Raw genomic sequence first — 9,811 nt, forward strand, 5'->3', positions numbered from 1 at the left:
AGACCCGATGGAACGACGTCAGCTGGAATACTTCATCGCCGTGGTCGAACACGGCGGATTCACAGCCGCGGCCATTGCGCTCCATGTCGCCCAGCCCTCGCTGTCGCATGCCATTCGGGCCCTGGAGCGCGAATTCGGCGGAAGTCTTTTTCACCGCCTTCCGCACGGCGTCGTGCTCACCGCGGCCGGTGAGGCGCTCGTGCGGCCGGCCCAGCAGGTCCTGCGGGACCTCGCCACCGCGGGCTCCCTGGTGCGCGAGGTCCTCGGCCTGGAGGGCGGGCGGCTCGACATCGTCTCCCAGACGACACTCTCCGTCGATCCGCTCGCCGGCATGCTCGGGCGCTTCCACCGCGCGCATCCGAAGGTCTCCGTGCGCGTGGTGGACCCGGAGCGCGGAGCCGACGTGGCGGTCATGGTCGGGGCCGGCCGGTGCGAGCTCGGACTGGTGGACGCCTCGGTGCCCACCGGTGACCTCAGCGGGATCGACCTGCCGGCGCAGGAGATGCACGTCGTGCTGCCGCCGGACCACCCGCATCCGCCGGGCAGCACCATCACCTCGCGCGAACTGGCCGCGCTGGACCTGATCGTGACGCCACCGGGCACCGAGACCCGGGTGGCGGTGGACGACGTGTGCACCGCGCTCGGCGTCGAACCGCGGATCGTGGTGGAGACCGCGCACCGCGCGATGATCGTGCCGCTGGTCCTCTCCGGCGTCGGCGCCTCCCTGCTGCCCGCCTCCATGGCCCGGGACGCCGAGCTGCGCGGGGCCCGCATGCTCTCCAACCGCCCCCAACTGCTGCGCCACGGACGCCTCGTCTGGCGGTCGGGCCCGCTCTCGCCCGCCGCCCAGGCCTTCGTCGATCTGGCGGCCGCACCGGCCTTACCGGCCGAAGGCTGACGCCTGCTGCAGGTATAGAAGTTTTCTACCGCCTTCATTCAAAACCGGTTCAGGGCGATTCTCCGCACCTTGTTGACCTGCGTCGACGCCGACTGACATTTTTACTGAGCCGCGGGCGGACATGCAGCGGAAGTCCAGCTGCATTGCGCCATTGATTCGGCATTGCGAAAAGTTTGTGAAATTTCCCCGGCGGACCGCATCGGAGAAATGCATGACTGAGTTCGACGCCGGACGGCACATCCTTCCCCGCCCCGACTTCCGTCGGCCCCTGACGACCGCGATGGACGTCCACGAGCAGCAGACGCCCTTCACACCCATCGGCCCGGTCCCGCCACCGCAGGGCGCACCGAACGTCGTGATCGTGCTCGTCGACGACCTCGGCTTCGGCACCTCCAGCGCCTTCGGCGGACCGTGCGAGATGCCGGCCGCGGAACGCCTCGCCGAGGGCGGACTGCGCTACACCCGCTTCCATGTCACGGCCCTGTGCTCACCGACCCGCCAGGCCCTGCTGACCGGACGCAACCACCACTCCGTCGGCATGGGCGGCACCACCGAGATGACCACGGCGGCCCCCGGATACAACGGCTTCCGCCCGCGCAGCGCGGCCACTCTCGCCCAGATCCTGCAGGGCAACGGCTACAGCACCGCCGCCTTCGGCAAATGGCACCAGACCCCGCCGCGGGAGATCAGCGCGGTCGGGCCGTTCGACCGCTGGCCGACCGGCGAGGGCTTCGACACCTTCTACGGGTTCATGGGCGCCGAGATGAACCACTGGTACCCGCTGCTCTACCAGGGCACCACCCCCGTCGAGCCGGACCGCCGCCCCGAGGACGGCTACCACCTCTCCGAGGACCTCGTCGACCACGCCGTCGACTGGGTGCGCACCCAGCGCACCCTGACCCCGGGCCGCCCGTTCTTCACCTACCTCGCCCTCGGCGCCGCGCACGCACCGCTGCACGTAGCCCCGGAATGGCAGGAGAAGTACCGCGGACACTTCGACCACGGCTGGGACCGCCAGCGCGAACTGACCCTGCAGCGGCAGAAGGAACTCGGCGTGGTGCCCGCGGACGCGGACCTCGCGAACTGGGCCGAGGGCGTGCCCCACTGGGACGAACTCGCCGACAACCAACGCCGGTTGGCGGCCCGCTTCATGGAGACCTTCGCCGGCTTCACCGAACACGCCGACGTCCAGGTCGGCCGGTTTCTCGACGCCCTCGACGAACTCGGCGAGCTGGACAACACGTTGATCCTCTACATCCTCGGCGACAACGGCGCCTCGGGCGAGGGCGGCATCGAGGGCACCGTCGTCGAGCACCGGCTCGGCCACGGTATCGTCGACGACCCGGACGAGATGATCGAGCACCTCGACGAGATCGGCGGCCCCCACAGCTACCCGATCGCCCCGGCGGGCTGGGCGCTGGCACTCAACACCCCCTACCAGTGGACCAAGCAGGTGGCCTCGCACTTCGGCGGCACCCGGGACGGCATGATCCTGCACTGGCCACGGGGAGTGGCCGAACCCGGCGGCCTGCGCCACCAGTTCTCCCACGTCATCGACGTACTCCCGACGATCCTGGACTGCGTCGGCGTCCCGGCACCGTTCAGCGTCGACGGCGTCACACAGCAGCCCATCGAGGGCACCAGCATGTGGCGCACGCTCACCGATCCCGAGGCGCCCGAGCACCGTCGTACGCAGTACTTCGAGATGTGCGGCAACCGCGGCATCTACCACGAGGGCTGGATGGCGGTCACCCGGCACGGCATCCCGTGGGAGATGGTGCCCGACAAGAACAAGCGATTCGCCGACGACGTCTGGGAGTTGTACGACCTCACCAGGGACTGGAGCCAGGCCCACGACCTCGCCGCCCAACACCCGGAGAAATTGCGCCGGTTGCAGGACCTGTTCCTCATCGAGGCGGCCAAGTACCAGGTCTTCCCGCTGGACGACCGCGTCACCGAACGGGAGAACCCCGCCGTCGCCGGACGCATCGACCTGCTCGGCGACCGCACCTCCGTGACCTACCGCGGCGGCATGCGACGGTTCACGGAGGAGACCACCCCCAACATCAAGAACCGCTCGCACAGCATCACCGCGGACATCGAGACACCCCAGACGCCCGGTACGCCGGCCGAGGGCGTGCTCATCGCGCAGGGCGGCCGGTTCGGCGGCTGGTCCCTGTACGTCACCGACGGAAAACCGGCCTACGTCTACAACTACTTCGGGATGAGCCTGTACACCGTGCGCGGCGAGAGGCCCCTGACGCCGGGACGGCACGAGGTGCGGCTCGAGTTCGACTACGACGGCGCAGGGCTCGGCAAGGGCGGCACCGCCACCCTCTTGGTCGACGGCGAACGGCACGCCACCGGCCGGGTCGAGCAGACCATCCCGTACTACTTCTCCTTCGACGAGACCCTCGACGTGGGAGTGGACCTGAGCACACCGGTGACCGACGACTATCCCGTCCTCGACAACGAGTTCACGGGGATCGTGCACACGGTCCGCATCGACCTCGACGCTGCCGTCGGCGAACAGGCGGAGTTCGACGGCGGGTTGCACCGACGCGTCATGGGGGCCCAGTGAACTGCTGTGCGCCGTCCGGCGGCCGGGACGCCGGGCGGCCGTCGGCCGTGCAGAGCGCCGACCGCCTCGCGACCACCGAGGGCATGGTGGCCGTCCCCGCCGGCGAGTTCCTCATGGGCAGCCAGGACGCCCTCGCCTACCCGGCCGACGGCGAAGGCCCCGTGCGGACGGTGTCCGTCGACCCCTTCTGGATCGACGCCTGCACGGTGTCCAACGAGCAGTTCGCCCGCTTCATCGACGAAACCGGCTACCGCACCTCCGCCGAGCGGATCGGCTGGTCGTTCGTCTTCGCCGGTCTGCTCCCGGACGACTTCCCGCCCACCCGGGGCGTGGTGGGCGCACCCTGGTGGCGCCAGGTCGAGGGCGCCGACTGGCGCCGCCCCGACGGACCGCACTCCACCTGGCAGGACCGGCCGGACCACCCGGTCGTCCACGTCGACTGGGACGACGCCCGGGCCTACTGCGCCTGGGCCGGCAAACGCCTGCCCACGGAGGCGGAGTGGGAGCGCGCCGCCCGGGGCGGACTGCACGCCAAGGTGTTCCCCTGGGGCGACGAGCTCGAACCGGGCGGCCGCCCCCGCATGAACGTCTGGCAGGGCGACTTCCCCAGCCGCCACCCGACGGCCGACGGCTGGTACGGCACCTGCCCGGTCGACGCCTACGAACCCAACGGCTTCGGCCTGTACAACGCCACCGGCAACGTGTGGGAGTGGTGCGCGGACCCCTTCTCCCGTAGCGGACAGCAGCGTGTCGCCAAGGGCGGCTCCTATCTGTGCCACGCCTCCTACTGCCGCCGCTACCGGGTGGCCGCGAGGCAGGGCCTGTTCCCGGATTCGGCCACCGGCAACGTGGGATTCCGGTGCGCCGCGGACATGACATGAACCTCTTTCGACCAAGGAGCAGGACCATGGCGGAACGAACAAGAAAGTGGCGCGTCGGCGCGGCGGGCACGGTGGTGCTCGGCCTCGCCCTCACCGCCTGCGGCGGCGCGAAGGTCGGCGACAACCCGGCTGCGGCGGACGGCAGTTCGGGCAAGTGCGGCACCTTCAACCTCGCGGTCAACCCGTGGGTGGGATACGAGGCGGACGCGGCCGTCGTCGGCTACGTGGCGGAGCACGAGCTCGGCTGCAAGGTCGCCAAGAAGGACCTGAAGGCGGAGATCGGCTGGCAGGGCTTCGAGACCGGCGAGGTCGACGCCATCCTCGAGAACTGGGGCCACGAGGACCTGAAGAAGAAGTACATCACCCAGCAGAAGACCGCCGTCGACCTGGGCCAGACCGGCAACAAGGGCATCATCGGCTGGTACATCCCGCCGTGGATCGCGAAGAAGTATCCGGACATCACGGACTGGAAGAACCTCAACAAGTACGCGTCGAACTTCAAGACCTCCGAGTCGGGCAGCAAGGGCCAGCTCCTGGACGGCGACCCGTCGTACCAGACCAATGACGCGGCGCTGGTGAAGAACCTGAAGCTGAACTTCAAGGTGGTGTACGCGGGCAGCGAGACCGCGCTCATCCAGGCCTTCCGGGACGCCGAGAAGAACAAGAAATGGGTGATCGGCTACTTCTACGAGCCGCAGTGGTTCTTCTCGGAGATCCCCCTGGTCCACATCGACCTGCCCAAGCACACGACCGGCTGCGACGCCGAGCCTGCGAAGGTCGCCTGCGACTACCCCGTCTTCGACCTCGACAAGATCGTCAGCACCAGGTTCGCGAAGTCCGGCAGCCCGGCCTACGACCTGGTGAAGAACTTCAAGTGGACCAACACCGACCAGAACACCGTGGCGAAGTACATCGCCCTGGAGAAGATGACGCCGGAGGCCGCGGCGAAGAAATGGGTCGAGGCGAATCCGGACAAGGTCAAGGCCTGGCTCGGGTAGTGCTCCTCAGCCCAGGATGCGGCGCTTCTGCTCCTCGAACTCCGCGTCGGTCAGAATTCCTTGCGTCTTCAGTTCGCCCAGCTGCTTGAGCTGCGCGATCTTGTCGGACATCTCGTCCGAGGGGGCGGTCGGCGGCGCCGACTGGGCAGGCGCCTGCTGGTACGTCTGTTGCTGTTCGTCGTCCTGCCGCGCCCACCGTCCGGCCTGACGCCGCGAAACGCGGTTCGACACGGCCGTGGCGGTGCCGGCGACGACGGCGGTGCGCGCGACACCGCGAAGCAGTCCGGGCATGTCCACTCATCTCCCAGGGTGTGCGATCCGCCGGCGCGGGGGTGCGCGCCGCGGGGCGGAGTCTCGGATCAACCGACCGCAGATCCTGCGCCGGACGCTGCGGTCTCGGCGGCCTCCAGCGAGGCCAACAGGGCCTGGACCGGAATACGCCCGCTCGCCACCATCTGAGCGCCGCTACGCCTCAGCGCCCGCGCCAGAGGGGCCGCCCATACGTTCTCGTAGACCAGGAGCGCCGCGGAGTTGCCCGGCTCCAGCACGTTCCCTGCTTCCTTGATGTCCTCGTCGCCCATGAGGCCGGAGGAGGCTCCTTCGAAGACGGACAGATCCACCTCGTCCCCCACGTCCTTCAGCTCCAGAACCGAGACCGAGCCGTCCTCGTCCTTGCGGACGAAGAGAAAATCGAAAATCCGGATGATGCCGCGATCGACCAGGTCGACGAGCAGCGGGAACCCCTCGCCCGTCATCCGATTGCCGGGGAACTCGACGACCAGATAGTCGACGGGACCCATTTCTTCCAGGTCGTCACTCATGGTCACTCCTGACCAGCGGAAGGGATGGAAAAACAGATGCGTCGGCCGCGGCGCTCCTTTCGTTCCCGGCGCGCTGCTCATGGTCACGCGATCGGGACGGGGCGGCATCACCCATGGCGGGTGGTCCGGTGGGCGCCGCTCGGCTTCGGCGCCGGTGCGAGGACCGGGTTCAGGGCGCCCCGACCGAGCGTCCTGCCCACGACGGGGCCGGCTCCGTCAGCGCGGCGAGACGCTCACGGACCGTCTCGGGGAACGGCGTCGCCCGGCCGGCCGCCTGGTCGACGTGGAGCAGGAGCAGCTCGATGGTGGCCACCGGGTCGGCATCGGCCGCCGGCTCCGCGCCCACGTACATCTCGTGCGTGAACCACGCCTTCTTCCCGACTGCACGCAACATCCTGGTCCGTACGGCGAGTTGGGCGCCCTCCGGTACGTCCCGCAGATAGCGGACGTGGGACTCGACCGTGTACAGCGAGCAACCGGTGCTCTTGCGGTACTCGGCGTCCATGCCGGTGAGCTCCATCATGGTGTCCGTCGCGAAGCCGAAGACCAGGACGTAGTACGCCTCGCTCATGTGGCCGTTGTAGTCGATCCACTCCGGGCGCACGGTGTCCCGGTACAGCGGAAGGCGTGGCGGGTTCACTCGGTGCCCTCCCCGGGCAGTCGGCCGGTGGCGCGCAGGACGGCGATCACGCCCCGGTCGCGTTCGGCGACCAGGTCTGCGATGGTACGGCCGTCGGCGGCCTCGTCGCAGCCGGCCACGACCGCGTCGTAGAGTGCCTTGTCCAGCTCAGGAGCCTCAAGGCGGGTCCACGGCGACTTCAGGGACGGGCCGAAGTGGTCGAGCATGTGGGCCATGCCGCCCTCGCCGCCCGCGAGGGCGAAGGTGAGCATCGGGCCCATGATCGCCCAGCGCAGGCCCGGGCCCTCGGTGATGGACAGGTCGATGTCGCGGACCGTCGCCTCACCGCCGGCGACCATGTGCAGGGCCTCGCGCCACAGCGCCTCCTGGAGGCGGTTGGCGATGAAGCCCGGGACCTCGCGGTCCATGGTGATGACCGACTTGCCGGCCACCTCGTAGAAGCGGGACGCCCACCGCACCGCCGCCGGGTCCGTCCGCTCGCCGCCGACCACCTCGACGAGCGGGATGAGATACGGCGGGTTGAACGGGTGGCCGACGACGAGGCGGCCCGGCGTGACCGCCTCGGTCTGCATGTCGGTCATCGGGTAGCCGGAGGTGGAGGAGGCGATGACGACTCCCGCGGGCGTCGCGGCGTCCAGCTTCGCCAGCAGTTCGCGCTTGAGGTCGAGCTTCTCCGGGGCGCTCTCCTGCACGAACTGCGCCTCGGCGACGGCCTCTTCGAGGGTCGCGGTGACCGTGAGGCGGTCCGTCGAGGCGCCCGGAGCGAGCCCGAGCTGTTCGAGTGCGGGCCATGCGGCGTCGACGAGGCGTCGCAGCCTCGCCTCGGCGTCGGGGGCCGGGTCCCAGGCCGTGACGTCGTAGCCACGGGCCAGGAAGTGGGCGACCCAGCCGCCGCCGATCACTCCGGCGCCGACGCAGGCGACGCGGCGTACGTCCTCGGGGGAGGGCGTGGGGGCGGAAGTCTCCGTCATCTACGGCTCCTTGAAGGTGGGGGAGGGGCGAGCTGGGTCTCAACCGCGCGGTTTCAGGCCGAGCTTGAGTCGGGCCTCGTCGGGGGTCGCGACCCGCGCGCCCAGCGCCTCGACGATCGTCACGGCGCGCTCCACCAGCTGGGCGTTGGTCGCCTTGACGCCCTTGCCGAGGTAGAGGTTGTCCTCGAGGCCGACCCGCACATGGCCGCCGAGCAGGATCGACTGCGCCACCCACGGCATCTGCATCCGGCCCAGTGCGAAGCTCGCCCACTGGGCGCCGTCCGGCAGCATGTTGACCATCGACTGGAGTACGCCGGGGTCGGCGGGCGCGCCCCAGGGGACGCCCATGCACAGCTGGAACACGGTCGGATCGTCCAGCAGCCCCTCGGCGAGCAGCTGCTTGGCGAACCACAGGTGCCCGGTGTCGAAGATCTCCAACTCCGGGCGTACGCCCAGCTCTTGGATGCGTTTGGCGCCGGTGCGCAGCATGTCGGGGGTGGAGACGTAGAGGTTGGAGCCGTCGCCGAAGTTGAGCGAGCCGCAGTCCAGGGTGCAGATGTCGGGCAGCAGGTCCTCGACGTGCGGCAGCCGCTCCAGGCCGCCGACCAGGTCGGTGCCGGGCAGTTGCTTCAGCGGCTCGTCCGGGTCGATGACCAGGTCGCCGCCCATGCCCGCGGTGAGGTTGATGACGACGTCGGTCCCGGTCTCCTTGATGCGCTCGACGACCTCGCGGTACAGCCGCGGGTCGCGGGAGGGCGCTCCGGTCTCGGGATCGCGGACGTGGATGTGGACCGCGGCGGCACCGGCCTCGGCGGCCTGCACCGCGGAGGCGGCGATCTGCTCGGGGGTGACGGGGACGTGCGGGCTCTTGCGCACGGTGTCGCCGGCGCCGGTGAGGGCGCACGTGATGATGACGTCCTGATTCATGGTCGCGCTGGTTCCTCTCGGGGACGGAGGTGGGCGACGAAGACCCCACGACCGTAACCGCGCACAAGCCGAAGCGGCAAGACCCCGGTTTCATGATGCGTGCGCTCGTCGCACATTATGAAACCAGCGAGACGTCAGAGCGCCTGTGCCGCCCGAGCGATCTCGTCCGCCGCGGCGCGCGCCAGCGGTCCCAGCGTCGTGAACCGCGACTCGGGCACCCGGTCCTGCGGCCCCCAGATGCTGACCACCGCGAAGGGCCGGCCGCGGCTGCCGAGCACCGGTGCGGAGACGCCGTACAGATTCCGCTCCAGCTCGCCCACGCAGACGCCGTAGCCACGCTCCCGCGTCTGCTCCAGTTCCGCCCGCAGCCGCGCCCGGTCGGTGACCGTGGTGTCCGTGAAGGCGTCCAGCGGCCCGGCGAGCAGGGCGTCCGCCTCCTCCTCGGGCAGCCAGGCGAGCAGGGCCTTGCCCGTGGACGTGGCGTGCAGCGGCACCTGCCGGCCCAGCCACTTGGCGCTCAGCACGACCGGCGGGGTCACCTCGTCGATGTACGTCAGCCCGAGCTGCTGCACCACCGCGAGGTTCGCGGTCTCGCCGGTCTGCTCGCTGACCCGGCTCAGCGTGCCGTGCGCGCGGCGGATCAGCCCGTCGTATCCCGCCGCCGAGGCCATCCGGGCCACCGCGAAACCGATCGTGTAGCGGTTGGTGACGGGGCTGCGCTCCACCAGCCCGAACTGCTCCAGCGTGGACAGCAGCCGCCAGGCCGTGGCGCGGTTGAGGTCGCAGCGGGCGGCCAGGTTGGCGGCCGTATCGCCGTCCGGCGCGCTGTCGGCCGTCGCCTGCAGCAGGATGATCGCCCGCTCCAGCGACTGGACCTTGCCCGAGGTCGACGCCGGGGCGGACGCCTCGCCCGGCTCGGTGATCTCGGGCGCCTCGCCGTTGTCGCTGGTGTGTCCGGCTTTCGACTTACGCATCTCTTCCCCTTGACTCTCGGCCCCTTGACCTACCTGACAGTCGTCCCTATCTTCTCACCATCCGTGCGGCCATCGCGTCATATGAACGTCTCGAACGTCTTGCGATCTGAACGTCTTGCG

The 9,811-nt window shown here is 69.7% G+C and carries 10 protein-coding genes; 4 read left to right on the forward strand and 6 right to left on the reverse strand.

What is annotated here, in order from left to right; translation table 11 throughout:
- Positions 1-7 precede the first annotated feature (7 nt).
- The 4 genes from ACFY1L_RS21195 (at position 8) to ACFY1L_RS21210 (ending at position 5,358) form a co-directional block, all read left to right on the forward strand.
- Complete coding sequence (locus ACFY1L_RS21195; protein ID WP_388826182.1) at positions 8-898, forward strand: LysR family transcriptional regulator; 891 nt, start codon at positions 8-10, stop codon at positions 896-898.
- A gap of 211 nt (positions 899-1,109) precedes the next feature.
- On the forward strand, positions 1,110-3,479 hold the full coding sequence (locus ACFY1L_RS21200; protein ID WP_388826185.1) for an arylsulfatase: 2,370 nt from the start codon (positions 1,110-1,112) through the stop codon (positions 3,477-3,479).
- 83 nt (positions 3,480-3,562) lie between these two features.
- Positions 3,563-4,360 carry a formylglycine-generating enzyme family protein gene (locus ACFY1L_RS21205; RefSeq protein WP_388826915.1) on the forward strand — a complete coding sequence of 266 codons (798 nt, stop codon included), beginning with the start codon at positions 3,563-3,565 and terminating at the stop codon, positions 4,358-4,360.
- A gap of 26 nt (positions 4,361-4,386) precedes the next feature.
- Positions 4,387-5,358, forward strand: a complete 972-nt coding sequence (locus ACFY1L_RS21210) for an ABC transporter substrate-binding protein (RefSeq protein ID WP_388826188.1) — start codon at positions 4,387-4,389, stop codon at positions 5,356-5,358.
- A 6-nt stretch (positions 5,359-5,364) separates the two neighbouring features.
- Here the strand turns inward: ACFY1L_RS21210 and ACFY1L_RS21215 are convergent, their stop codons facing one another.
- The 6 genes from ACFY1L_RS21215 to ACFY1L_RS21240 form a co-directional block, all read right to left on the reverse strand.
- Positions 5,365-5,649: an SHOCT domain-containing protein gene (locus ACFY1L_RS21215; RefSeq protein WP_388826191.1), complete on the reverse strand. Its 285-nt coding sequence runs from the start codon at positions 5,647-5,649 to the stop codon at positions 5,365-5,367.
- A gap of 68 nt (positions 5,650-5,717) precedes the next feature.
- Positions 5,718-6,179 carry a DUF6325 family protein gene (locus ACFY1L_RS21220; RefSeq protein WP_388826194.1) on the reverse strand — a complete coding sequence of 154 codons (462 nt, stop codon included), beginning with the start codon at positions 6,177-6,179 and terminating at the stop codon, positions 5,718-5,720.
- Between the two features lie 169 nt (positions 6,180-6,348).
- Entirely contained in the window at positions 6,349-6,819 is a 471-nt protein-coding gene (locus ACFY1L_RS21225; protein WP_388826197.1) for a thioesterase family protein, read from the reverse strand.
- On the reverse strand, positions 6,816-7,790 hold the full coding sequence (locus ACFY1L_RS21230; protein ID WP_388826200.1) for a 3-hydroxyacyl-CoA dehydrogenase NAD-binding domain-containing protein: 975 nt from the start codon (positions 7,788-7,790) through the stop codon (positions 6,816-6,818). Before ACFY1L_RS21230 ends, ACFY1L_RS21225 begins: the two co-directional genes overlap by 4 nt.
- Before the next feature lie 39 nt (positions 7,791-7,829).
- Positions 7,830-8,717: a 3-keto-5-aminohexanoate cleavage protein gene (locus tag ACFY1L_RS21235; protein ID WP_388826203.1), complete on the reverse strand. Its 888-nt coding sequence runs from the start codon at positions 8,715-8,717 to the stop codon at positions 7,830-7,832.
- A gap of 134 nt (positions 8,718-8,851) precedes the next feature.
- Positions 8,852-9,691, reverse strand: coding sequence for an IclR family transcriptional regulator (locus tag ACFY1L_RS21240; protein ID WP_388826206.1), 840 nt, complete (start codon positions 9,689-9,691; stop codon positions 8,852-8,854).
- Positions 9,692-9,811 lie beyond the last annotated feature (120 nt).

The sequence above is a fragment of the Streptomyces sp. NPDC001663 genome (assembly GCF_042893105.1).
Classification (GTDB): Bacteria; Actinomycetota; Actinomycetes; order Streptomycetales; family Streptomycetaceae; genus Streptomyces.

Excerpts from the sequence above, each read along its gene's own strand:
- ACFY1L_RS21195 (WP_388826182.1), top strand. The coding sequence starts at position 8 with ATGGAACGACGTCAGCTGGAATACTTCATCGCCGTGGTCGAACACGGC.
- ACFY1L_RS21200 (WP_388826185.1), top strand. The coding sequence starts at position 1,110 with ATGACTGAGTTCGACGCCGGACGGCACATCCTTCCCCGCCCCGACTTC.
- ACFY1L_RS21205 (WP_388826915.1), top strand. The coding sequence starts at position 3,563 with ATGGTGGCCGTCCCCGCCGGCGAGTTCCTCATGGGCAGCCAGGACGCC.
- ACFY1L_RS21210 (WP_388826188.1), top strand. The coding sequence starts at position 4,387 with ATGGCGGAACGAACAAGAAAGTGGCGCGTCGGCGCGGCGGGCACGGTG.
- ACFY1L_RS21215 (WP_388826191.1), bottom strand. The coding sequence starts at position 5,649 with ATGCCCGGACTGCTTCGCGGTGTCGCGCGCACCGCCGTCGTCGCCGGC.
- ACFY1L_RS21220 (WP_388826194.1), bottom strand. The coding sequence starts at position 6,179 with ATGAGTGACGACCTGGAAGAAATGGGTCCCGTCGACTATCTGGTCGTC.
- ACFY1L_RS21230 (WP_388826200.1), bottom strand. The coding sequence starts at position 7,790 with ATGACGGAGACTTCCGCCCCCACGCCCTCCCCCGAGGACGTACGCCGC.
- ACFY1L_RS21235 (WP_388826203.1), bottom strand. The coding sequence starts at position 8,717 with ATGAATCAGGACGTCATCATCACGTGCGCCCTCACCGGCGCCGGCGAC.
- ACFY1L_RS21240 (WP_388826206.1), bottom strand. The coding sequence starts at position 9,691 with ATGCGTAAGTCGAAAGCCGGACACACCAGCGACAACGGCGAGGCGCCC.